The sequence below is a fragment of the Microbispora sp. ATCC PTA-5024 genome (assembly GCF_000511135.2).
Classification (GTDB): Bacteria; Actinomycetota; Actinomycetes; order Streptosporangiales; family Streptosporangiaceae; genus Microbispora; species Microbispora corallina.
The window spans coordinates 1,424,606-1,447,353 of sequence record NZ_KI866523.1; the positions used below are offsets into that span (position 1 = coordinate 1,424,606).

23 protein-coding genes are annotated in these 22,748 nt (G+C 73.1%); 13 read left to right on the top strand and 10 right to left on the bottom strand.

What is annotated here, in order from left to right:
• The first annotated feature begins 427 nt into the window (after positions 1-427).
• Positions 428-1,744 carry an aminoglycoside phosphotransferase family protein gene (locus tag MPTA5024_RS19130; RefSeq protein ID WP_063794712.1) on the top strand — a complete coding sequence of 439 codons (1,317 nt, stop codon included), beginning with the start codon at positions 428-430 and terminating at the stop codon, positions 1,742-1,744.
• Between the two features lie 322 nt (positions 1,745-2,066).
• Positions 2,067-2,900, top strand: coding sequence for a cellulose binding domain-containing protein (locus MPTA5024_RS41020; protein ID WP_051458345.1), 834 nt, complete (start codon positions 2,067-2,069; stop codon positions 2,898-2,900).
• 63 nt (positions 2,901-2,963) lie between these two features.
• Here MPTA5024_RS41020 and MPTA5024_RS19140 read toward each other — a convergent pair whose 3' ends face one another.
• The 5 genes from MPTA5024_RS19140 to MPTA5024_RS19160 all read right to left on the bottom strand — a co-directional run bounded on the left by MPTA5024_RS19140 (position 2,964) and on the right by MPTA5024_RS19160 (position 7,329).
• Complete coding sequence (locus MPTA5024_RS19140; protein WP_232326530.1) at positions 2,964-4,229, bottom strand: RNA polymerase sigma factor; 1,266 nt, start codon at positions 4,227-4,229, stop codon at positions 2,964-2,966.
• A 176-nt stretch (positions 4,230-4,405) separates the two neighbouring features.
• Positions 4,406-4,789, bottom strand: a complete 384-nt coding sequence (locus MPTA5024_RS19145; protein ID WP_036325382.1) for a YciI family protein — start codon at positions 4,787-4,789, stop codon at positions 4,406-4,408.
• 393 nt (positions 4,790-5,182) lie between these two features.
• A complete protein-coding gene (locus tag MPTA5024_RS41025) occupies positions 5,183-6,151 on the bottom strand; it encodes a hypothetical protein (protein WP_157099550.1) in 969 nt (322 codons plus the stop codon).
• A 172-nt stretch (positions 6,152-6,323) separates the two neighbouring features.
• Positions 6,324-6,830 (bottom strand): GNAT family N-acetyltransferase, encoded by a 507-nt coding sequence (locus MPTA5024_RS19155; RefSeq protein ID WP_051458346.1) that lies wholly within the window; start codon positions 6,828-6,830, stop codon positions 6,324-6,326.
• 40 nt (positions 6,831-6,870) lie between these two features.
• Positions 6,871-7,329 (bottom strand): nuclear transport factor 2 family protein, encoded by a 459-nt coding sequence (locus tag MPTA5024_RS19160; protein WP_036326790.1) that lies wholly within the window; start codon positions 7,327-7,329, stop codon positions 6,871-6,873.
• 85 nt (positions 7,330-7,414) lie between these two features.
• Between MPTA5024_RS19160 and MPTA5024_RS19165 the strand changes: the two genes are divergently transcribed.
• Positions 7,415-7,993 carry a TetR/AcrR family transcriptional regulator gene (locus tag MPTA5024_RS19165; protein ID WP_036325386.1) on the top strand — a complete coding sequence of 193 codons (579 nt, stop codon included), beginning with the start codon at positions 7,415-7,417 and terminating at the stop codon, positions 7,991-7,993.
• Between the two features lie 129 nt (positions 7,994-8,122).
• Here MPTA5024_RS19165 and MPTA5024_RS42345 read toward each other — a convergent pair whose 3' ends face one another.
• Entirely contained in the window at positions 8,123-8,596 is a 474-nt protein-coding gene (locus MPTA5024_RS42345) for a MarR family winged helix-turn-helix transcriptional regulator (protein ID WP_036325388.1), read from the bottom strand.
• 87 nt (positions 8,597-8,683) lie between these two features.
• Here MPTA5024_RS42345 and MPTA5024_RS19175 point away from each other — a divergent pair, with 87 nt between their 5' ends.
• Positions 8,684-10,279, top strand: a complete 1,596-nt coding sequence (locus tag MPTA5024_RS19175) for an FAD-dependent monooxygenase (protein ID WP_036325390.1) — start codon at positions 8,684-8,686, stop codon at positions 10,277-10,279.
• A gap of 51 nt (positions 10,280-10,330) precedes the next feature.
• On the opposite strand, the gene MPTA5024_RS19180 is transcribed toward MPTA5024_RS19175, so the two are convergent.
• The gene (locus tag MPTA5024_RS19180) at positions 10,331-10,699 is read right to left on the bottom strand and encodes a winged helix-turn-helix transcriptional regulator (protein WP_232326531.1); all 369 of its coding nucleotides are present in this window, start codon (positions 10,697-10,699) and stop codon (positions 10,331-10,333) included.
• Between the two features lie 99 nt (positions 10,700-10,798).
• Between MPTA5024_RS19180 and MPTA5024_RS19185 the strand changes: the two genes are divergently transcribed.
• From MPTA5024_RS19185 to MPTA5024_RS19205, 5 genes are all read left to right on the top strand, one after another.
• Complete coding sequence (locus tag MPTA5024_RS19185; RefSeq protein ID WP_036325393.1) at positions 10,799-11,482, top strand: NAD(P)-dependent oxidoreductase; 684 nt, start codon at positions 10,799-10,801, stop codon at positions 11,480-11,482.
• A 76-nt stretch (positions 11,483-11,558) separates the two neighbouring features.
• Positions 11,559-12,425: a Sua5/YciO/YrdC/YwlC family protein gene (locus tag MPTA5024_RS19190; protein ID WP_084369799.1), complete on the top strand. Its 867-nt coding sequence runs from the start codon at positions 11,559-11,561 to the stop codon at positions 12,423-12,425.
• A 146-nt stretch (positions 12,426-12,571) separates the two neighbouring features.
• Positions 12,572-14,095, top strand: a complete 1,524-nt coding sequence (locus MPTA5024_RS19195) for a hypothetical protein (protein ID WP_051458348.1) — start codon at positions 12,572-12,574, stop codon at positions 14,093-14,095.
• 75 nt (positions 14,096-14,170) lie between these two features.
• Positions 14,171-14,683: a hypothetical protein gene (locus tag MPTA5024_RS43635; protein WP_232326533.1), complete on the top strand. Its 513-nt coding sequence runs from the start codon at positions 14,171-14,173 to the stop codon at positions 14,681-14,683.
• Between the two features lie 82 nt (positions 14,684-14,765).
• Complete coding sequence (locus tag MPTA5024_RS19205) at positions 14,766-15,170, top strand: hypothetical protein (protein ID WP_157099551.1); 405 nt, start codon at positions 14,766-14,768, stop codon at positions 15,168-15,170.
• Between the two features lie 6 nt (positions 15,171-15,176).
• Here the strand turns inward: MPTA5024_RS19205 and MPTA5024_RS19210 are convergent, their stop codons facing one another.
• Positions 15,177-15,530 carry a DUF742 domain-containing protein gene (locus tag MPTA5024_RS19210; RefSeq protein WP_084369800.1) on the bottom strand — a complete coding sequence of 118 codons (354 nt, stop codon included), beginning with the start codon at positions 15,528-15,530 and terminating at the stop codon, positions 15,177-15,179.
• Complete coding sequence (locus tag MPTA5024_RS19215; RefSeq protein ID WP_051458349.1) at positions 15,527-17,719, bottom strand: sensor histidine kinase; 2,193 nt, start codon at positions 17,717-17,719, stop codon at positions 15,527-15,529. Before MPTA5024_RS19215 ends, MPTA5024_RS19210 begins: the two co-directional genes overlap by 4 nt.
• A 193-nt stretch (positions 17,720-17,912) precedes the next feature.
• Here MPTA5024_RS19215 and MPTA5024_RS19220 point away from each other — a divergent pair, with 193 nt between their 5' ends.
• The 3 genes from MPTA5024_RS19220 to MPTA5024_RS19230 all read left to right on the top strand — a co-directional run bounded on the left by MPTA5024_RS19220 (position 17,913) and on the right by MPTA5024_RS19230 (position 19,936).
• Positions 17,913-18,851: a DMT family transporter gene (locus MPTA5024_RS19220; protein ID WP_084369801.1), complete on the top strand. Its 939-nt coding sequence runs from the start codon at positions 17,913-17,915 to the stop codon at positions 18,849-18,851.
• A 58-nt stretch (positions 18,852-18,909) separates the two neighbouring features.
• Positions 18,910-19,506, top strand: coding sequence for a GntR family transcriptional regulator (locus MPTA5024_RS19225; protein WP_232326534.1), 597 nt, complete (start codon positions 18,910-18,912; stop codon positions 19,504-19,506).
• Between the two features lie 64 nt (positions 19,507-19,570).
• Positions 19,571-19,936: a hypothetical protein gene (locus MPTA5024_RS19230; protein ID WP_036325401.1), complete on the top strand. Its 366-nt coding sequence runs from the start codon at positions 19,571-19,573 to the stop codon at positions 19,934-19,936.
• A gap of 14 nt (positions 19,937-19,950) precedes the next feature.
• On the opposite strand, the gene MPTA5024_RS19235 is transcribed toward MPTA5024_RS19230, so the two are convergent.
• Positions 19,951-20,706, bottom strand: coding sequence for a crotonase/enoyl-CoA hydratase family protein (locus MPTA5024_RS19235; RefSeq protein WP_036325402.1), 756 nt, complete (start codon positions 20,704-20,706; stop codon positions 19,951-19,953).
• 571 nt (positions 20,707-21,277) lie between these two features.
• On the opposite strand from MPTA5024_RS19235, the gene MPTA5024_RS19240 reads away from it, so the two are divergent.
• Entirely contained in the window at positions 21,278-22,747 is a 1,470-nt protein-coding gene (locus MPTA5024_RS19240; RefSeq protein WP_084369802.1) for a sugar transferase, read from the top strand.
• Position 22,748 lies beyond the last annotated feature (1 nt).

A 22,748-nucleotide genomic window follows, 5' to 3' on the forward strand; every position in this document is an offset into this window, starting at 1 on the left:
GCGCCCTCGGCGGCGGGGTCCCGGGCGGGGCCGGGACGCGTGGGGGGAGGCTCGGGGACGCCGGGCGGCGCGGCCGGATCCGGAGCAGGGTCAGGAGCGGAGGCGGGCGGCCGGGTCAGGCCCGGGACGCCCGTCGTGTCCTGTGCGGTCAATGGGTGCTCACGCTCCGGGGCGGCGTCCGCTGATGGGCAGAGCGCACCCTAACCGACCTTGGTGACGCGGACGGGCTCTCCCGGGTGAACGGTGGACGGCGAACCGCTCCGGCACCGAACCGCCGCGCTCCCCGGCCCGCCGGGGGCGCGCTCGGGCTCTCCGGGGACGGCGAAAGGCCTGGAGGCGTCAGCGCGTCCCCGGCCCGCGGCGGCTCACGATCCATCAGCCGATAATCGGTCGCCCGGGTGCCGTCCGGCGTCCCACACTTGGCGGCATGGGCAGGACCGTGAGCGCGTGGGTGACGTACGGGGACGAGGTCCTCGGCGTTTCCGGGCCGTTCGCGGTCGACGTGCCGTGGTGGTCGGAGGTCGAGCCGGTGGTGGCGCACCTGCGGCAGGCCCTGCGGGTCCCGGTCGTCGTGCTGCGCCTGCTGCGGGTCGAGGGCGGCGACGGCGCGCGCGACGGCCACGTGACCTACCACGTGGAGGCGCTGGCCAGACCGGACGCGCCGCTCCCCGGCGGACCCGCCGAGCCCGGCCTGTCGGACGAGCCTCATCCGCTCCGGTCTCCGTGGGCGCGCCGGGAGGGCCTGATGGAGGCGCTCACCTGGGCCTCCGAGGCGCTCGCCGCCGCCGGGAGGCGTGTCGTCGGCCCGGTCGAGCAGCGCAAGACGTGGAACCTCGCCGGTCTGTTCCGCCTGCCGACCGCGGACGGGCCGGTCTGGCTGAAGACGACGCCGGCGTTCGGCGCGGACGAAGCGGCGGTCATCGGCGCGTTCGCCCGGGTGGACCCCGGTCTGGTTCCGGTCGTCCTCGCCGCCGCCGAGGGCCGGATGCTGATGGAGCACCTCCCGGGCGTGGACTGCTGGCAGGCCGGAGCCGACGTGGTCACCGCGGCCGTCACCCGCTTCGTCGCCGCCCAGGCCGCCCTGAGTGTCGCCCCCGCTTCCGGCACGGCGAGCCCCGCCGCTCAGGCCGTGAACACCGCCGCGAGCACCGCCGTCGCTGCGTCGGGCGGCGGCGCCTCGGTCGCGGCCACGCTGGAAGACCGGGTGCCCGGGCTCGCGGACCGCCGTACGGAGGGGATGGGACAGCGGGTGCGCACGCTGCTCGCGGGCGAGGGGGGCCGCGAGTTGACGGCGCGCGAGGTGGACGAGGCGCACGGCCTGCTCGAACGGCTGCCGCAGCTGGAGGCGTGCGGCCTGCCGGACACGCTCGTGCACGGCGACTTCCACCCGGGCAACTGGCGCTCGGACGGCGGTCCGCCGGTCGTGGTCGACTTCGCCGACGCCCACCTCGGCAACCCCGTGCTGGACGGGCTGCGGGCCTGGGACTTCCTGCCGGAGGACCGGCGCAGTGCCGCCGCCGCCGTGTGGATCGACGCCTGGAAGGCCGCCGTCCCCGGCAGCGACCCGGCCCGCGCGCTGGCCGTCGGCGAGCCGCTCGCGCATCTGGCGTACGCCGTGCGCTACCAGGAGTTCCTCGACGGCATCGAGCCGAGCGAGCGCGTCTATCACCAGGGGGATCCGGCCGCGTCGGTCCGGGCCGCCCTCCGCGCCGCGAACGAGCCAGGCTTCGCGCCGGCGTGGTGAGCCGGGAGCGTGACGAGGCGTGGAGCCGCCCCCGGCACGCTCCCGGCTGACCACGATGACGCGATGACGGCCGGACGCTGAATCTTTCAGAGCGTCGTGTCCGCGGCGGCGTCCCGGCACGCCCGCCCCGGGGCGCGTTCCGGGAGGTCGTCCGCCCGATGCGGCGTTCCCTCCGAACCGCTCGCCCGATGCGGGCCTTTACACCGGCCGATGCCGTACCGAGCCTGGGAGACGCGCGAACCGCCGACCCCGGGAACGGCGTCGGCGCCGGACGACCGTCACGACACGGGCGCAGGCGCCCCATCCGCGGAGATGATCGCTCATGGGACACGGCACGAAACTGCTACGGCGCGGACCTCGCACCACGGTCGCCGCCGTCGCCGTCGGCGCGCTCGCCACGGCGGGGGTGACACTGGGACCGGCGACGGCTGCCCGCGCCGCCGTCAGCTGCGAGGTGACCTACACCGGTTACCAGTGGGGATCGGGCTCGGGCGGCTTCACCGCGAGCATCGCCGTGAAGAATACCGGCGACCCCGTCACGGGGTGGACGCTCACGTTCACCTTCCCGGGCTCGCAACGGCTCACCCAGGGCTGGTCGGCGCAGTGGACCCAGACGGGGGCGAGGGTCACCGCGACCAGCCCGGCCTGGGGCGGCCCGGTCGGCGCCGGCTCGTCCTTCTTCCTCGGGTTCAACGGCACCTGGACAGGCAGCAACCCGCCGCCCACCGACTTCGCGATCAACGGCGTCCCCTGCACGGTGAACCAGGTCCCGGACCCGTCTCCCTCGGTGACTCCTGTGACGACCCCCTCGGCCACTCCCACGCCGCCCCCGCTGCGGATCGTGATCTCGCCCAAGTCGATCGTCGTTCCTGAGGGCGGCACGGCGGGCGTACAGGTCACGCTCAGCCAGCGGCCGCCGGGCAACGTGATCGTCGGCACGGGACGCGTGGCGGGCGACACCGACCTGACCGCCAGTGCGCCGCTGACGTTCACGCCGGAGAACTGGGACGTCCCCCAGACGATCACCGTCACCGCGGCTCAGGACGGCGACACGACGGACGGCTCCGCGACGTTCGACTCCCGCAGCAGTCAGATCACCGGCAGCAGCGCCGTCCTGTGGACGGCGGTCGAGCGGGACGACGACATCGTGCGGTAGTGCGCCGCGCCCACCGGTCCCGGCCCTGCGAGGCATGGCCGGGTGCCGGGCCGGGGATGTGGATCAGGCGGCGCCGCAGGCGGCGGCGCGGCCGAGGAGCAGGGCCCGCTCCCGGCCGTTGCGCGTCAGCGCCGCCGCCCGCTCGAACTCCGTCCGCGCCTCATCCGTGCGGCCCAGCTTCACCAGCAGGTCGCCGCGCACGCTCGGCAGCAGGTGGTAGTCCTTGAGCGCAGGCTCGCCGGCCAGCGCGTCGGCGAGGGCGAGCCCGGCCTCCGGCCCGTACGCCATGCCGACCGCCACGGCGCGGTTGAGCTCCACGATGGGCGACGCGGTCAGGGCGGTAAGCGAGCCGTACAGGGCCGCCATCCGGGCCCAGTCGGTCTCTCCGGCCGTGCGGGCGCGGGCGTGACAGGCCGCGATGGCCGCCTGCAGCGCGTACGGCCCGAGGGAGCCGCCGAGAGCCTCCGCGCGGGCGAGGGCCGCCAGACCCCGCCGGATGTGCAGCTGGTTCCACCGGCCGCGGTCCTGGTCGAGCAGCCGGATCGGCTCGCCCGAGGGCCCCACGCGGGCGGCAGACCGGGACTCCTGGATCTCCATGAGCGCGACGAGACCGTGCACCTCCGGCTCGGACGGCACGAGCTGCGCCAGCATGCGGCCGAGCCGCAGCGCCTCCGCGCACATCTCCGGGCGCATCCAGTCGTCGCCCGCGGTCGCCGAGTAGCCCTCGTTGAAGACGAGGTAGACGACCTCGAGGACCGACGACAGCCGGGCCGCCCGCTCCGCGCCCTCGGGCACCTCGAACGGCACCTCGGCGTCGGTCAGCGTCCGCTTGGCCCGGACGATCCGCTTGGCGACGGTCGGCTCCGGCACGAGGAACGCGCGGGCGATCTCGTCGGTCGTGAGGCCGCCGAGCAGCCGCAGAGTGAGCGCCACCCGCGCCTCGGTCGACAGCACCGGGTGGCAGGCGACGAACATCAGCCGGAGGACGTCGTCCTCGATGTGGTCCTCCAGGGCGGCCTCGATCTCGGCCGCCGTGGCGTCGCCGCCCGTCTCGAGCTCGCGGCCCAGCTGCGCGACCTTCTCCTCCAGACGTTCGCGGCGTCGCAGCATGTCGACCACCCGGCGCTTGGCGACCGTCATGAGCCACGCGCCGGGGTTGCGGGGCACGCCCGACTCGGGCCACTGCTCCAGCGCCGCGACCAGCGCGTCCTGCGCCAGCTCCTCGGCCAGGCCGACGTCGTGGACCATGCGGGTCAGACCCGCGATCACCCGGGCCGACTCGATGCGCCAGACCGCCTCCACCGCGCGCCGCGTCTCGGTAGCCGTCACAGCGCCCATTCAACCGCAGGCAACCGACAACCCGCAGGGTGCGGCGGGCGGAGGTCCCGGCGGGCGGCAGAGTGCGGAGGAGCGGCAGGGTGCGGGGGGCGGAGGCCTCGGCGGGCGGCAGGGGGCGGCGGCCCCGGCGGGCGGAGGTCTCGACGCCCCCGCCCGCCGTACGGGGGTCAGCGGCCGAGCTCTGGGAACGCCTCCTCGGCCGTCTGGGCCGACTGGCGGACCTCGACGACAGCCTCCTGGTCCCCCTGCACGGCGTACTCCACGGGGCACCGGGAGGCCCACTCGATGGCCTCCTCCCTCGACTTCACGTCGATGAGGAAGAAGCCGGCGACCAGTTCCTTGGCCTCGGCGAACGGGCCGTCCACCACGGTCTTCTTCCCGTTGGCGGTCACGACGCGGGCGCCGTGCGCGCTGGGGAACAGCCCCTCGCTGGCGAGCAGCACACCGGCCTCGGCGAGCTCGCGGCCGTACGCGCGCATGGCGTCGACCAGCTCCGGGGACGGTGGCGTGTCGGGGGACGGGTCGCCCTTGAGCAGCAGCATGAAGTGCATCGCGGTCTCCTTCGTTCTCGGTGTCCGTCTACCACCGCGTCGAACGGGAGGACGCCCGGAGGACACGGACCGCCACAGATTCTTCCGGAGCACCGGCACGACACCAGAGCCGGATGTCGAGCGCGATGCGCGGTAGGAAGCACGACGAATGCTTCCGCCGACTCAGACAGCGACCCGGCCATGCATCCAGGGCACTGCGGCTCGCCGAGCGCACCGGGACCTGCGACGTTCAGCTTCACCCGGCCGCTGTCGGTCGTCTCGATGCTGACGCTCGCGGCCGGCCGGCTGCGCCCTTGGACTTCCGCGACGCCTCGCAGCCGGTAAGAACCGATGTCCGCCTCTCCGGGTCGTCTGGGGAGCGATCCCATGCAGCAGCGATTGTGGCTGTCACCGTCACTGGTCCGGATACAGGCCCTCCAAAGCGTGTGCGACAACCTCATCGTGAGTTTCGGGCGTCGCCAGTTGCCTGATTCCGCCTGACGCCAGCCACCCTGGATTCCGCTCGGTGCCCTGCTTGGCCATCACCTCGGGTGCCGTGTACGCGCTGGCCCTTGCCTGAAATTCCGGGGTGATTTGTATTTCGTCGTCACCGGTCGCCAGCGGGTTGGGCTGGGCAGGGCGCGGGCCCGGGTCATCGTCCGCCAGCGGAGAGTCCAGGGGGTTGCCTTCCTTGTCCACCCGGGTGGTCTTCACATAAGTGCTGCCACTGGCGTCCCGCGTCACCGTCTGGATGGTCGCACCGCCGTCCCCGTGGTACTGGACCGCCGTTGTGCTCTGGTTGCCTTCGCTCGGGTTATCAGGGTTGTCCGTGAAGGTGACGCTGCGATCGGTTACCTTCCCGTTTTCGGAGTGCTCTCTGACCTGCTGCAGACTGTCCCCTTGGATCAGGCCGCCTGAAAGCATGCCCCAGTCATCTCCGTATCGGTCGGAGATCACTTTGCCATTGCCGTCCGTCGTGGTGATCGTTTTTTCGGAGACGATGTGATAGCGCCCGTCCTGATCGGTCTCTTCGCGTTGTGAAGATTTGCTTTCGGTGACGGTGCCGGCCCTGTCCGTGGTGATTTCACGCCGTTGTATCGAAGGCACTCCACCAGTTTGAGTGATGATCGAGGATCCGGTTCCTGTCGCGGTCGGGCCGCACGTCGATGGATCGATGTATCGCACGACGTACTGATCGACGGTGACGCCGGACGCCTCTGACATCTGGCCCTCTCGCACCTGCACGAGACGCCCACTCCCGTTGTACGTCAACTCCTGATAAGTGCCGTCTTTATTTGTCTTACGGAACACCTCATCGCCGCCGACACTTTGGCTTGGCTGAATAAGCGTGTTCTCGCAGCCGGGTCGGGGAATGAACGTCATGATCGCTCCCTAGGGGGCCGGCGAAGAGTCTTCTCAGTATCGCCAGGGACACCCTTCGTATTACAGGCCAGGGCAGGGCCATGATCGAGGACAGACTCCAGGGGCCTTGCCGTCCGCCGTCCATCACCGGCGGCCCTCGCGGGCCGGCACCCACAGCCTGGGACGGCCGTCGTCACTCCGCCGTCATCCGCAACTGGAGGGCGGGGTGCCGCGGAGCGTCGAAGCCGAGCGCCCGGTACAGCCCGGTGCCGTGCCGGGTGGCGTTCAGGTTGACGACCCGGACCTCGGTCTCGTCGCGGAACCACCCGAGCAGGGCCTCCATGCACAGCCGGGCGTGGCCGAGGCGCCGCCGGCGGGGGTCGGTGCATACGTTGAACACGTGCCCGTGGAGGCCGCTCGGGTTGGCGGGGCTGGGCGCGTGGCGGTCGCAGGTGCCGACCGCGCTGCTGACCACGCCGAGCGCGGGGTCGTCCACAACGAAGGCGGCGAGATCGACCCCGCCGGCCAGCCGTGTGGCGAACCACTCCTCCGCCGCACGGCGCCAGGGGGCGTCCTCGCCGCCGATCGCCACGCCCATGTCGGCCAGCATCACGGCCCGCAGGCGGACGAGGGCGGGCGCGTCGGCGACGACGGCTCTGCGTGCGGGAGCCGGGCCGCCGGGGAGCGGGGAGATCGCCATGTCCTCATTGTGCTGCTGCGGCGCCCCCAGGGCCGTCCGGTCAGGCGGTCGCCGCGGGGGCGTCCAGGGCGGCCACGACGTCCTGGAGGCGTCCCATCGCGTGGTAGGTGCCGAAGACGTCCATGTAGTCGCGCATCTCGGCGATCTCGCCGTCCCGCACGCGGAACATCAGCAGCCCGGACGCCGCGAACGGCCGGCCCTCGGCTCCCACCGTCCCGGTGCCGTGCCACTCGCCGACGATCACCTCAGGGTCGGCGGCCTCGTGCACGACCACGTCGTGGATCTCCGCGAGCCGGACCGGGCTCGCGCCCCACGCGGCGCGGTAACAGGCGCGCACCTCCTCACGTCCGGCCAGGCGCGGCGGAAACCCCGGCGCCCGGAACGGGAACTCGTGGGTCCCGTCCACGGCGTACAGGTCGGCGAGGTCGTCGGCCGACTTCGCGACCATCGCCCGGTGGAAGAGGGAGAGCACCTCACGCGGGGTGCGAGGGGACGTCATCATTCGCTCCGTTCGCTCAACGGTTGTTGACTCAACGACTGTAGAGCGAAACGGCGGCCTTGGTCAACGTCGGTAGAGTCATGGCGTGGAGGAGACGCCGACCAGCCGCGCCGAGCGCCGGCGCCGGACCGAGGAGCGGATCCTGTCCGCCGCGCGGACGGTCTTCGCCGAGCGCGGCTTCGAGCGCGCCACCATCCGGGCCATCGCCTCCTTGGCGGAGGTGGACCCGGCGCTCGTGATGCAGTACTTCGGCTCGAAGCAGGAGCTGTTCGACCGGGCCGTGCGCATCCCCGCGATCCCGCCGCTGAACGGCGCCCTGGACGAGCTGGTCGAGGAACTGCTGGCGAGGGTCGTCATCAAGATCGGGCCGATCCCGCAGGCGTCGCTGGCGATGATGCGGTCGATGCTCACGCACCCCGAGGCGGCCGAAGGGGTGCGCGCCCGCCTGGACGAGCAGGTGGGGCAGCTCGGGGCCGCCATCCCGGCCCGGGACGCCGAGCTCAGGGCCGCGTTGATGATCAGCACGATGCTGGGCGTGACGATCGCGCACCAGTTGCTCGACCTCACGGCCCTGCGGGACGTCCCCGCCGACCGGCTCGCCGAGATCGTACGGCCCGCCCTGGTCGCCCTGACCGGGCCGGAAGCCGCCACCGAAGAGTCCTGACCGGGCCGGAAGCCGCCACCGAAGAGTCCTGACCGGGCCCGACCTCACCGCCGCGGGTCCTGGCCGGGCCCGAGCGGAAGGTCCGGGCCACGGGCCGGTCGGGGGCGTCTCCGCAGCGAGAGGTCGCGGTCAGTCGGACAGGTCGCGGACGAGGGTCGCGACGAAGTCCTTGGCCGTCTCGTTGAGCTTCAGGACGAACCCGGTGATCAGGTCGAGCTGCTCGTCGTCGTAGTCGTCGGCCACCGCCCCGAACGCGGTCGCGACCCGGCCGAAGATCTCGTTGAGCGCCGCCTCGTGCCGTCCCGTCGAGCGCACCAGGACCTTGCGGCGGTCGGCCGCGTCCCGGTGCCGCTCGACGAAGCCGCCGCGCTCCAGCCGGTCGAGGAGCGCGGTCACGGCCGACGTGCTGAGGCCGGTCAGCTCGGCCAGCCGCCCCGCCGTCAGCTCGTGCTCGTGCCGGGCCAGGTCGAGGCACTTCAGGTCGGTCGGCCCAAGGCCGAAGTGGGCGGCGATGGCCTGGTGCATGATCACACCTCGCCCCGCGTTGTCCTGCATCGCCTCGGTGAGAGCCCGCAGGACCTCGGCACGACGGCCTGTTGACATCCGCCCTCCAACGCGTAATATCTCGAATTGTCTCGACGTATCGAAATTTCCTGTCCTTCGAACCAAACTAGCACGGAGGAGACGAGCATGAGAGACGAGACGATCCCGGTCCTGGTCGTGGGGGCCGGCCTCGCGGGGCTGTCCACGGCGGTGTTCCTCGGCGTCCACGGCGTGCCGTCGGTGGTCGTGGAACGGCATCCGACGCTGTCCGTCCAGCCCAAGGCCCGGGGGCAGATGCCGGCGACCATGGAGGCCCTCGCCACGGCCGGGGTCGCCGAGCGGTTCGTCGAGGCCGCCCCGCCGGGCGGCGAGACGAGCGTGATCGTCATCGCGGAGACCGTCACCGGCCCGGTCATGAAGGACTTCGTCATAGAGATGCCCGACTTCTCCCGGCTGTCTCCGGCGCCGTTCACGGCCGCGAGCCAGGAACGGGCCGAGCGCATTCTGGCGGCCCGCGCCGCCGACCTGGGCGCGGAGGTCAGGTTCTCCACGGAGCTGGAATCGTTCCGGCAGGACGACGAGAAGGTCACCGCCGTGCTCCGCGACGTGTCGACGGGAGACCGGCGGACGGTCACCGCGCGATACCTCGTCGGCGCTGACGGCCACAAGGGGACGGTCCGCGACATGGCGGGCATCGCCGTGCACGGACGCCTCGCGCCCAAGCCGGGACGCATCATGTTCCTGCAGTTCGAGGCCGACCTCGCCGTGGCGCTGCAGGGTTCCGCGTTCGGGCTGTTCTACCTGCAGAACCTCGCGCTGCCCGCCCGCGCCGCCACGGTCGTCACCACGGATCACCCCGGCCGCTACGTCCTCGCCCTGCCGTTCGGGCCCGACGAGGAGCCGGACGAGGAACGGCTGGTGGAGCTCGTCCGCGTCGCCTGCGGCGTGCCCGGCCTCGACGTGAAGGTCACCGACGCCGCCTGGTCGTCGTCGGGGAACCGCGTCACCCGGGTCGCGGACACCTTCCATGCCGGGCGCGTCCTGCTGGTGGGGGACGCCGCCCACCTCATGCCGCCCACCGGTGGCCAGGGCGGGAACACGGCCGTGATGGACGGCTACCACCTGGCCTGGAAGCTGGCCGCCGTCCTGTCCGGGACGGCCGGGCCGGGCCTGCTGGAGAGCCACGACGCCGAGCGCCGCCCGTACGCCGACGTGCTGGCCGAGCAGCAGTACGCCAACATGATCGAGCGGCAGTCGCCGCACCTGCGCGACGGGACGGAGGCCGAGATCCTCGACCCGATGGTGGGGCTGTTCGGCTACGTCTGCCCGGCCGGGGCCTTCGTCCCCGAGGAGGGCGGCGCTCCGCTGTTCGAGGACCCGTCCAGGCCGTCGGGCCGACCGGGATCGCGCGCCCCCCACGTACGGCTCGCGCGCGGAGACGAGACCATCTCGGCGCGTGACCTGTTCGGCACGGGGTTCGTCCTGCTCACGGCAGGCGGGCGGGACTGGCCCGACGAGGCCCGCCACGCCGTACGGGCGCTCGGCGTGACGGTGGACGTCCACGCCGTCGGCGGAGCGGACGGCCTGCGCGACGTCGACGGCCGGTTCCTCGCCGCCTACGGCATCACCGGCGCGGGAGCCGTCCTCGTGCGCCCGGACGGCGTCGTCGCGTGGCGGTCCCCAGGCGCGGCCGGCCCCGGCGACCTCGAACGCGCCCTCCGGCACGTCCTGGCCCTCGGCTGAATCCGGTCCGCCCCCGCCGCCAAGGCGCCGTCCCGGATCGGGCCGCCGCGGTCAGGACGGCCGGGCGCCGGACTCGCGGGCGTCGAGAAGCTCGTCCCAGTGCTCCTCGGCCCACGCGCAGATCGCGTCGATCGGCTCGATCATGCTGCGCCCGAGCGCGGTCAGCCCGTACTCGACGTGCTGCGCGGGCCCGGCGACGACCGTACGGCTGACCAGGCCGTCGCGCTCGAGCGCGCGCAGCGAGGCGGTGAGGACCTTGGCCGAGATGCCGCGCAGCGGCACCCGCAGCTCCGAAAATCGCCGCGGCCCCTGTTCGAGACAGCGGATGATCATGCCGGCCCACTTGTCGCCGATGCGGATCGGCATCAGGCCGGACGGGCACAGGGGGTCGAACATCTCGGGATCCAGCGGCGGGAGCACGCGTCCACGCTAGCCGGTATCCCGGCGGTAACCGGGTGCCCGGCTACGGTCGGCGGCGTCGGCCGGCGACCGGCGTCCGGCCCGGTGAAAGGGGTGCCCATGGGTGACGTCATCGTCTTCGGCGCGGGTGGCAGGGCGGGGCGGGCCGCCGTCCGCGAGGCGTTGCGGCGCGGACGCCGGGTGACCGCCGTCGTCCGCGACCCCGCCCGGCATCCCGGCCTCGGCGCGTACGGACCGACGGCGCCGGAGGCGGGGAGCGGTGCGGCGTTCAAGGGCGGCGCGGTGCGGGTGGTGGCGGGGGACGTCACCGACGCCGGGCGGATCGCCGAGCTCGCGGCCGGGCACGACGCGGCGATCGGGACGGCCGCCGACCTCGCCGCGCCGCCCGGGGAGTTCTTCCCGGCCGCGGCCCGCGCCCTGCTCGACGGGCTGGGCCGGGCCGGGGTCCGGCGGCTCGTCGTGGTGGGCCTCGCGTCCGTGCTGGAGACGGCCTCGGGGACGCTCCTCATGGACACGCCCGGCTACCCCGGCGAGTACCGCGCGTTCTTCCTCGGGCACGCGGCGGGCGACGAGGCGCTGCGGTCCGCGGACACCCCGATCGACTGGGTCGTCCTCAGCCCGGCCGGAGACTTCGACCACGACGGCGACCGCACGGGCCGGTACCGGGCCGCTCCCGCCGACGCGGACAGCCGGATCTCCTACGCCGACTTCGCGATCGCCCTGCTCGACGAGATCGACGAGCCGCGGCACCACCGCGTGCATCTCGGCGTCGAGACCGGCTGACGCCTCCGGCGGAACCACTGTGAGGAAAGTGAACGAAGGTGATTAGGCGCCCGCGGTCCGGGCAGGGGCGGATGCCATGCTCACCTCGACTTTCCCTGTGCCCGGCCACGCCGTGCAGGGGACACGGGCGGTGCCCGCGGCCGGGGGCCGGGGGCCGGGGACCGCCGCACGGCCGCGAGAGCACCGGACGTGTCCCTCGTGCGTACGCGAGCTGTTCGACCCGGCCGGCAGGCGCCACGGCTACGCCCTCGTCTCCTGCAGCGCTTGCGGCCCGGCGCCCAGGCCGGGGCTCGACGCGCCCCGCGTCCGGCTGGCCGACCTGTGCGCCGACTGCGTTGAGGAGTGCCGCCGTACCGGTGGCCGCCGCACCGTCGCCGACTCGACCGGCTGCGCGGCCTGCGGCCCCCGGCCGCGGTACGGCTGCCTGAGCGGGGAGGACGCCCTGTCGGCGGCCGTGGCGGCCGTCCAGGCCGGCTCCGTCGTGGCGGTCCGCGACATGTTCGCCGACCAGATCGTGTGCGACGCCCGGGCCGAGTACGCGCTCGCCCGGATGGACGGGACCCCGGCCCGGCCGCGCGTCCTGGTCCGGAACGTCTCCGCGGCCCGCCGGATCGCGAGCGTGTCGCCGGCGGACATCGCCGCCCTGGTCGAGCGCGCCGAGCCCTCGGTCCTGCTGCGGGTGCGCGACCACGAGGTCTCCCGCAAGCTCTGGCGGGGGACGCCCGACGTTGAGGTCTTCCTGCCGCGCACCCCGCTGCACCACCTCGTCACCGCCCGCCTGGACGCGCCGCTCGCCGTGTGGGACCGCCGCGACCAGGCCGGTAGCTGGCCGTACGACGGGGTGCTGGGCGTGGGCGGCGGGCTCGACGACATGGAGCAGGCGCTGCCCGCGGCGCCGGGGGAGGGGCTGCCCGAGTGGTGGCTCCCCGCCGCCGGAGCCTGACCGGCCGTCTCAGCGGACGGGTCCCCACACGCGTGATCCGGGCCTCGTGATCGAGCCGTCGTCGAATCGGTACACCTCGGTACCCTTCGCCCTCCGTCTCCCGCCGTCCAAGGGGAGAGGCCGTCGGAGACGGGGCGAGGTGCGGCGTGGCGGGACACGGGGACGGGAGCGCGGCGGCGTGGCTGGGCCATCCGGTGACGCTGGCCGCGGTGGCGGTGCTGCTGGTGAACGACCACGTGCTCAAGGCCGCCTGGCCGGGAGCGCTGACGGGGAAGCTGAGCGACGTCGCGGGGCTGCTGGTCGCGCCGCCGCTGCTGGCGTTCCTCGTGTCGGCGGTTCCACGCGCGGTCGTCGTCCGGAGGCTCCTGCGGCTTCCCGACGTGACGGCGGACCCGTCCGCGGCGGCCGTACGGCGGGCGGCGGTGGCGGCGACGGTGCTGGTCGGAGTGGGCTTCGCGCTCGTCAAGGCGTGCCCGGCCGGCGCCCTGCTGGCGGAGCGGGTGTGGGAGGCGGTCACGCCGTCGGCGCGGGTGGTCCCCGACCCGACCGACCTGGCCGCGCTGCCCGTGCTGGGGCTCGCGTGGCTGGTCCGCGCCCGAGCCCTGCGCCCGTCCGCGGCGGCTCGCGGGGCGCGGCGGGCCCGTCTCCTGCTCGGGCTGCCCTCGGCCGTGGTCGCGGTCGCCGCGACCTCCGCCCTGCCGGTCCCGCCCTCCGCCACGCACGTGGAGGCGCACGACGCGGTGATCGTCGTGTTCGGCGGGCCCGATGCGACCATGGCGTCGAGCGACGAGGGCCGCACCTGGCACACCTGGAACGGCATGGAGACCGGGCCGTCGCGCACGAGCGCCTGCGTTCCCGGCGAACCCCGCCGCTGCTACCGCGTCGTGCCGCGGCGGCTGAAGGTCGAGCAGTCGGACGACGCGGGAGCTACCTGGTCGACGGCGTGGGAGATCTCCCCGGGGCGGCAGCGCTGGCTGGAGCGCGGCCACCAGCACGTCTTCGGCGGAACGACCCTGGAGGAGTACGCCGACGACGAGATGGCCTCGGTGGCCCTGGCCGTGTTGCCGGTCCCCGAGGGACACGTGGTCGCGGTGGCGAACGGGCCCGACGGGGTCGTCCTGCGCGATCCGGCCGGGCGGTGGCACCGGCTGGGGTTCACGGAGTACGGCGACGGCCTGTCGGAGCAGGCCGCCCTCCCCCTCGCCGAGGGGGGCGACCTCATCGGGGGCGAGACGGCGATCGCCTTCCTGGCCGGGCTGCTCGTGCTGCTCGTCCTGCTCGGCTTCGCCGGGTGGCGGGCGAGGGCGTACGCGGGTTTCGCCGTGTCGTCCGCGTTCCTCTGGTGCGGGATGCTGATGGTGCTCGAGCTGGAGCGCTTCGAGCAGCTGCCGTTGCGCGCCCTGGGCCTGCTGATGGCGCTGGGCGGGCTGGTCGCCCTCATCGCCGTCTGGGGATCGTCGGGTGCGCCGCGTCCACCGGCGATCGCCCCGGCTCCGCTCACCGCCGTCGCCGTCTACTGGCCGTTCTACGCGTGGAGCGCGGGGTGGATCGACGACTATGGCCGGGCCGTGGCGGCCGCCGTCTTTTCCTGCGTCCTCGTCCTGGCCCTCGCCGTCGTGCTGCTGCGCCGGTCGTTCCGCCGGGCCGCGGCGGCCCGCGCGACGTCCTGACGCCGGGAGGACGGTTCCACCTGCGAAAACATCGCTTCTTCCCCTGATGGGTACGTACACCTGGGGGGGATCGCCATGAGGAAGATCGTCGCTGTCGCCGTGTTCGCCGCGATGACCATGCTCGGTACGGTCGCCGCCGGGGCGGGCCACCCGCCCCGCATCCAGCCGCAGGCCGAGCGCCAGCGCCAGCAGGACCAGCCCTGCGAAGCCGCGACGGACGCGGCCGGGCAGGCGGAGCAGACCGGGCAGGCGGAGGAGGTCCGGCCCGGCGAGCAGAGCTCTCTGTCCAAAGGAGAGGAGGGCGGACGGCCCGAGCGCGTGGAGGTCAGCAGGAGCCAGTTCGACATCCTCCTCGACCAGTGCCGCTTCGCCGACACAGACGAGGCGCGGTGCGCCTGCCGGGCCGCGGTGAAGGAGAAGTACCGCGTCGGCGCGGCCAACCCGTTCCTCGACTGCCGCACGTACTCGGGCGTCTCGGTGTGCGGGGAGCTCACCCTCAACCCGCGCCAGAAGGCCTGCGTCGAGGAGTCGGTGCAGGGCGGCATCACCTACCGCCGCGCCGAGGTCGAGTGCTACGCGTTCCGCTGACCCGGGATGTTTGCCGACGAAAATTCGGTGAAACCTGAATATTCTGGCCAACCCTGATTCGTGCGTGATCTACCCTGCGGAGGTGGACGCCAACAGCCAGGGCGCCGCCGAACTCCTGACAGTCCTGATGCGTACGGCGGCACGGTTCACCGAGATGGGCCGATCCCTTTCCCAGGACCACTTCCCGCACGTCCGATCCAGGGTGGTCTCGGACCTCGCCGGCTCCGTCGCTCGGCTCGGCGCGGAGCTGGAGCTCCCCGGGCACGAGCTGGTCTTCGAGGTGAACGTCGGGCTGGCCGACGGCGCGTTCACGGTCAGGGGCGACCTGGTCCTCGACGGGGAGGAGACCTACCTCGACCTCCCGCTCGTGGAGACGCCCGACGTCCGGCGGCTGGCCGCGCTGCTCGACCGGTACGTCGACGAGCTCACCGTCCCCGCCCGGCTGCACGTCGGCGACCTTATGGAGGACTGCGGACCGGAGCTGTGACGCCAGTCAGAGCGCCTGGAGCCCCTGGATCACCTCGCGCAGGATGCGCTCCTCCGGCAACTGGGCGACCGTCGCCTGCGGGCGGGCCGTGACGAGGCCCTGCTCGCGCAGGTCGCTCAGAAGGATCCGGACGACGTTGAGCGACAGGCCCAGGTCCGAGGCGAGGTCGGCCACCGACGCGGGGGACCGGCACAGGTGGAGGATCCGCAGGTGCTCGGGGTTCAACCCGTCCGTCCGCCCGTACGCCGAAGGGGCCGTCCTGATGATGGTCATCAGGTCGAAGTCGGGCCCGATGGGACGCGTCCGGCCGCGCGTGAGCGTGTAGGGCCGCAGCAGCGGCCCGAACTCCTGCTCTGTCACGACTCCTCCTGTGCGCGCCGCCAGCCGGACTGGAACGAGGAGAACAGGTCGCGCGACTCCTCGTCGGAGCGCCGCTCGCCAACGGCTCCCGGCTCCTCGCGCGACCACACGTCCGGTCCCGGCCGGGGCTCCTCCCGCAGCTGGGGCGCGAGGCTCGCCTGCCGCACCCGCCGGGGCAGCGCGTCCTCCCCGCCGTCGTGCGCCTGCTCGTCCGCGCCGTCGCCGAGCGGGGTGAGGGCCAGGGCGGGCGCCGGGGCGGGCGCCGGCGGCACGAGCCGCTCGACCGAGAAGTCCGTCACCCGGTTCTGCACCACGAGCTCCTTCGGCAGCAGCACCACCGCGCTCGTCCCGCCGTACGGCGAGGGCCGCAGCGAGACGCGGATGCCGTGCCGCCGGGCCAGCAGGCCGACGACGAACAGCCCGAGCCGGTCGCTGTCGGCCAGGTCGAACTCGGGCGGGTTCGCCAGCCGCTCGTTCAGATGGTGCATCTCCTCGGGGGCGACGCCGAGGCCGCGGTCCTCCACCTCGATGGCGAAGCCCCGGGCCACCATCTCGCCCCGGATCTGCACCCGGGTGTGCGGCGGAGAGAAGATCGTGGCGTTCTCCGCCAGCTCGGCCAGCAGGTGCACGACGTCGGTGACGGCGGCGCCGGCCAGGGCGTGGCCGTGGGGGACCTGGACGTCCACCCGCAGGTAGTCCTCCACCTCCTCCACGGCGGCGCGGGCCACGTCGTACAGGCTCACCGGGTCGCGCCAGCCGCGGCCGGGGGCGGCGCCGGACAGGATGATCAGGCCCTCGGCGTGGCGGCGCATGCGGGTGGTGAGGTGGTCGACGCCGAACAGCCGCTCCAGCATGTCGGGGTCGGTGATCTCCTGCTCCAGGGCGTCCAGCATGGACAGCTGGCGCTGCAGCAGCGACTGGCTCCGGCGCGCGAGGTTGAGGAAGACCTTGTTGACGCCCCTGCGCAGGTCGGCCTGGCCGACCGCGGCCTCGACCGCCGTGCGCTGGACCGAGCCGAACGCCTGGCCGAGGTTCTCCACCTCACGGGTGTCGCTCCCCTCGACGAGGGTGGGCGTCTCGGCCGCCACGTCGACGTCGTCGCCGCGCCGCAGCCGCTCGACGACGGAGGGCAGCCGCTGGTCGGCGAGCGTCCGGGCGGCCGTGTGGAGGCCGATGAGCTCGCGCGTCAGCCGGTGCGCGAACCGGACGGAGACGAAACCGGTGGCGAGGACCGCGGCGAGGCCGAGCACGCCCGCGATGCCGATGTTCCACAGGACGCCGCGCGCGAGGGGGACGGCCCGGTCGGCCAGCGTTTTGCTCGCCGACGCGCTGAGGTCGGTGAGCGAGTGGATCAGCGCCTCGGCGGACGTGGGCCAGGCGATCGCGTCGGGCGGCAGCGGCTGGCCGGCCCGCACCCTCGTCATCACCTCGTTCTCCATCCCGAGGAACGTGGTGTAGACGGGGGAGGCGTTCAGGCTCAGGAACGGCCGGCCCAGCTCCGAGTCGAGCTGGCCGACGCCGAGCTGGTAGAGCAGCCGGCGCTTGCCGACGAGTCCGGAGAACGCGTCCCGCTCGTCCGTGCTCATCCGGCCCGTGACCTGCGCCCCGGTCACGAGGGCCGACTGCTGGCTCGCGATCTCACGGCTGCGCCCGATGAGGATGACGGCCTTCGTCTGCTCCACCAGGTCGAGGTCGGGGGAGATCATCAGCCGGTCGTACGCCTGGAAGCCGATCTCCGCGACGTCGCTGTACTGCTCGATGGCGTCCAGCCGCGACAGCGACCGGTCGTCCACCTTGTCGCGCACGTCGTCGAGCCTGCCGACCTGCCGGACCAGCTGCTCCACCCGGTCGCGCATCGCGGGCGGCGTCTCGTCGACGGCGTTGAGCGAGACCCGTCCCAGCTGCTCCGCCGCGGCGTCGGTCCGCCGGCGCTGGTCGTCGAGCTCACTGTGGCTGGTGCCGGAGGTGGCGAGGTAGTGGACCGACAGGAACCGCTCGCGCTGCAACTCGGAGATGAGCGTCTGGGTCGGGACGACCACGTTGTCGTAGACGGTCTGGATCCGCAGCAGCTCAAGGCCACGCTGGACCGTCAGAGTGGCGGTGAACCCCCAGATGACCACCAGAGCGGTGACCGGCACGAGCAGGATCGCGAAGATCTTGAAGCGTATGGACCGTTTCCGACCAGCCATGAGACCCGCCCGTCGGTGATACCTGTGTTAATAGTGCCGAAACACTAGCAATCGGTGAGCTGTGCCACCAGGGATCATTCTTAACAAGTTAGACCGTAATTCCGGGTAACGGTCTTCCTGGAACGTTCTCTGACATTTCGGGCCAAGGGCCGTAACTTGCCAGCGCTTGTCTGGTTGTCAGACAATCTGAGGCATGAGGAAGGGATCCGGACCGCTCGCGGTGGTGGCCGCCGCGGTCCTCTGGGGCACGGCGGGCACGGCCGGGGCGCTGGCGGACGCCCCTCCCGTCTCGCTGGCCGCCGCGCGCCTGGTGCTCGGCGGGGCCGTGCTCGCCGCCGCGGCCGCCGCGGCCGCCGCGGCCCGTACGGGCTCGTCCACGCGGGGCCGGGGGAGCGTCGCCGTTCTCGCCCTGGGAGCCGTGGCCGTCGCCGCCTACCAGCTGTGCTTCTTCGCGGCCGTCGCCAGGACGGGGGTCGCGATCGGGACGGTCGTGGCCATCGGCAGCGGGCCCGTCTTCACCGGACTGCTCTCCTGGCTGGTGGAGCGTGCCGTGCCCACGCGCCGGTGGGCCGCGGGCACGGCGGCGGCCATCGCCGGGTGCGCCGTGCTCGTCACCGGGGGCGCCGCCGGCGGCGCGCACGCCGGAGGGGTCGCCCTCGCCCTGCTCGGCGGCCTCCTCTACGCCTTCTACGCCGTGACGGCCGCGCGGGCCATCGGCAGGGGCGCCCGGTCGTCGGCCGTCATGGGCGCGCTGTTCGGCGGCGCGGCGGTGATCATGCTCCCGGTCCTCGTGGCGACCGGCCCCGGCTGGCTGGCGCACCCGCGCGGCCTGCTCACCGCGCTCTACCTCGGCTGCGCGACCACCGCCCTGGCCTACTTCCTGTACGGCAGGGGCCTGCGGACCACCCCGGTGGCCACGGCGGCCACGCTCGCGCTCGCCGAGCCGGCCGTGGCGGCGCTGCTCGGCCTGGTGGTGCTGCGCGAGCACCTGTCGGCCGTCTCGTGGGCGGGTCTTGTGCTGCTCGCGCTGAGCCTCGTCGCGGTCGCCGTACCGGAGAAGGGGAAGGCCGTCACGGGGCAGGAGGGGGACCGCGTGGACCAGGCTCCCGCGCCTCTAGGCTCGTCGTCGTGACCGTCGCCCGTTCGCGCGCAGGAGCCGGAGGCCGGCCGTCGTGACTGCCTTGCGTCCCGTGTCGGCCGTGGAGGCGCTCGCGGCGGCCCTGCGGGAGCGGGTGCTGTCCGGCGACATCGAGCCCGGCGCGGCGCTGCCCGAGCAGGAGCTGTCCGCGCGGTACGGCGTGGCCCGCCCGACCGTGCGGGAGGCGCTGGCCGTGCTCGTCCACGAGGGGCTGCTGCGCCGGGAGCGCAACCGCAGCGCGTACGTCCCCGTCGTGACGGCCGCCGACCTCGCCGACCTGGTGTACGTCAGGAGGCCGCTGGAGGAGCTGATGGCGGAGGCCGTCGCCGGCCGCCGGGTCGCTGCCGCCGACGCCGCGCTGGACCGGCTGGCCGGGCTGCCGCCGGACGCGCCGTGGGCCGACGTGGTCGCCGAGCACATGGCGCTGCACGCGGCGCTGGTCGCCGCCGCCGGCAGCCCGCGGCTGGACCGCCTGTACGGCTCGCTGGCCGCGGAGACCCGCCTCGGGCTCGTCGGGCTGCGGCACGCCTACGAGGACCGCCACGAGCTGGCCGCCGAGCACGCCGGGCTGCTGCGGGTGATCGCCGAGGGGACGCCGGAGGAGGCCAGGCGGGCGGTCGGCGAGCACCTGCGGTGGCGCGAATCGTGACATCTGCCCGCCTGCCCCGCCGTTCTCTTGCGGGCGGCACGTTCAAGTCGTCACAATCGCGGCCATGCACGGCAACCCAGTGCCGGATTCCTATGTGTACGTGACGGAAGAGGGCGTGACCCGCCACTACGCCGACGGCAGCGTCGAGGCCCTCGCGTGGGAGGACGTCGTCGAGGTCAGGGTCGGCGGTCACGGACGCGCGGACGAGGCAGGCGACGTCCTCATCGTGCTGCTCGACCGCGAGGGCGAGGGGTGCGTCGTCCCCCGGTCGGCCACCGACGCGACCTTCCTGGCCCGGCTGCGGTACCTGCCCGACTTCGACCTCGACCGGCTCAGCACGGCCGTCGAGAGCGCCGCCGCCGACGGATACGTGGTGGTGTGGCGGAGCCCCGACCCGCCCTCGCCCTTACCCGACCTCGAGTACGACTGACCCCGTGGCGCCGTTCAGGCGCCGTACCGTCCCGCGCCCGCGCGGAAGCGCTCGACGCCGGCGAGGTTCTCGGCGCGCAACGTGGCCAGGCCGTGCCGGAACTCGGCGGCCAGCGCCTCCTCCTCCGCCAGCCCCTCCTGTTCCAGCACCGACATCCGGTCGCCGCGCAGGCACGCCTGCGGCAGCGCCGCGAGCCGGGCGGCCAGCTCCTCCGCGGCCTCGCGCGTCGTCCCCGGAGGGACCACCGTGGTGACCAGGCCCATCTGCAGCGCCTCCGCGGCGGGGACGGCCCGTCCGGTCAGGATGAGGTCGAGCGCCCGTCCCGTGCCGACGATCCGGGGCAGCCGCACGGTCCCGCCGTCGATGAGCGGCACCCCCCAGCGGCGGCAGAACACCCCGAACGTCGCGTCCTCGGCGGCGACCCGCAGGTCGCACCAGAGCGCCAGCTCCAGCCCGCCCGCGACCGCGTAGCCCTCGACGGCCGCGACGACCGGCTTGGACAGCCGCATCCGGGTGGGTCCCATCGGCCCGTCGCCGGCGGGCTCGATCCGGTTGCCGCGCTCGCCGCCCACCGCGTGCAGGTCGGCCCCGGAGCAGAACATGCCGCCGTCCCCCCACAGGACGGCGACCGACGCCGTCTCGTCGGCCTCGAACGCACGGAAGGCGTCGGCGAGGGCGGCGGCCGTCTCCCCGTCGACGGCGTTGCGGACCTCGGGACGATGCAGGATCACGGTGGTGACCGGGCCGTCCCGGTCGATGCGCACGGACATGCCGCCGAATGTAGTTCGGCCGGAGGCGTCCGGCATCCCCGCGCTTCCGGTCACGGCAGAAAGGACACACGGGTCTTTACAATTCCGTCACTTATATTCGTCGAGTTCGGCGGCCCGGCGATCATCACCGGCTGATTTCGATCAACGAAGAGTCCGGACCGCTCGTGGCGTTCCAGGTCCGTATTCCTCTGATTTGTGGCACAGTCGGCGTCCGTTTGACGGCCTGCCGGGCCCGAGGTCGCCCGTGTGGGCTGCGCCGTTGTTCGATCGGCGCCACGGACCCGCTCCCCACCTGCGCGGACGCCGGGATTTTCGGCTGGGCACGAGTCGGCATACATCCGGTGTCATTTCGCGGAAGCCGTCAAAACTGGCATCGTTGGACCGTTCCGTCAAGTCATTCCGGAAGCTTCACCGCGACCGGTTGTGGACAGTGATCGTTATTCCCCACTTGAGGCTCCCTCTTTACTATCGAGACCGAGTGCCTGATCGTGAAATTCTTGTGTTTCCCGTCAACCCGCGTGGCTCAACGGGTGTCATCGTCTGCGGAGTCCGACGACGAGGGGCGTGATAGATGGAGACGCGGTTGGGGCTGCCCCAGACGCGAGATGTCCCACGGAACGACGGCACGCGGAGATACAGCGGTACGGCGACGGCGTCGTACTTCCGGGTGCTCGTGGTCGGCGACCTGATCTGCTCGATCCTCGCGTTCGGCGCGGTCGAGGGGACGCGGCTCGCCCTGGGGGCGTTCATCCCGGTGGTCGACCTGATCTTCGGCGTCACTCTGACCGTTCTGTGGCCCGGCGTCATGGGCCTGGTCGGCAGCTACCGCAGGACCGCGCACGGCGAGGGCACCGACGAGTTCCGCGCCGTCACGCAGGGGGGCTTCGGCCTGGTGGCGACCGTCGCGATCGGGGCGTACGTCACGCAGACCACGGTGGCCAGGAGCTACGTCATGGCCATGATCCCGCTGGCGACGTTCGTCACGCTCGTGTTCCGCCATCGGATGCGCAAGCGCCTGCACCGGTCGCGCTCACGGGGGGAGTACCTGCGGCGGGTCGTCGCGGTCGGGCACTGCGCGTCGGTGCTCGACCTGGTGATGCAGTTCCGCAGGCAGCCGTACCACGGGATGCGGGTCGTCGCGGCGTGCCTGCCGGATCCGCAGGACCGGGGGCGGAGGCTCGACGTCGACGAGGTGCCCGTGCTCGGCGACTTCGGCGACGTCCCCGCGGTCGTCGACAAGGTGTCCGCCGACGCCGTGGCCGTCCTCGCCTGTCCCGAACTGGACGGCGCGGCGCTGCGCCGTCTCGCGTGGGGCATCGAGTCGAGGGGCGCCGACCTGTTCGTCGCCCCGGCGCTCATGGACGTCGCCGGCCCCCGGGTCAGCGTGCGGCCGGTCGCCGGCATGCCGCTGCTCCACGTGCAGCATCCGGACCTGGACGGCGCCCGCCAGTTCGTGAAGAGCGCGTTCGACCGGGTGGTCGCGGCGGTCGCGCTGACCGTCCTCGTCGTGCCGCTGCTGACGATCGCGGTCGTGATCCGCGCCACGAGCTCGGGCCCGGCGCTCTTCCGCCAGGTCAGGGTCGGGCGGCACGGGCGCGAGTTCAAGGTGCTCAAGTTCCGCACCATGGTCGTCGACGCCGAGCGGCTCAAGCCGGTCCTTCTTGACGGGAACGAGTCGGACGGGGTGCTCTTCAAGATTAGGAACGATCCAAGGATCACCCGCGTCGGCGGAGTCCTGCGGCGTTACTCGATCGACGAGCTGCCCCAGTTGATCAACGTGCTGCGCGGTGAGATGTCCCTCGTCGGCCCGCGGCCGCCGCTGCCGTCCGAGGTCGAGCAGTACGGCGTGGACGTGCGCCGCCGCCTCGTCGTCAAGCCGGGCATGACGGGGCTCTGGCAGGTGAGCGGCAGATCCGACCTGTCGTGGGACGAGTCGGTCCGGCTCGACCTGCGCTACGTGGAGAACTGGTCGCTCATGCTGGACCTGCAGGTGCTGTGGAAGACCTGGTCGGCGGTCACCCGCGGAGACGGGGCGTACTGAG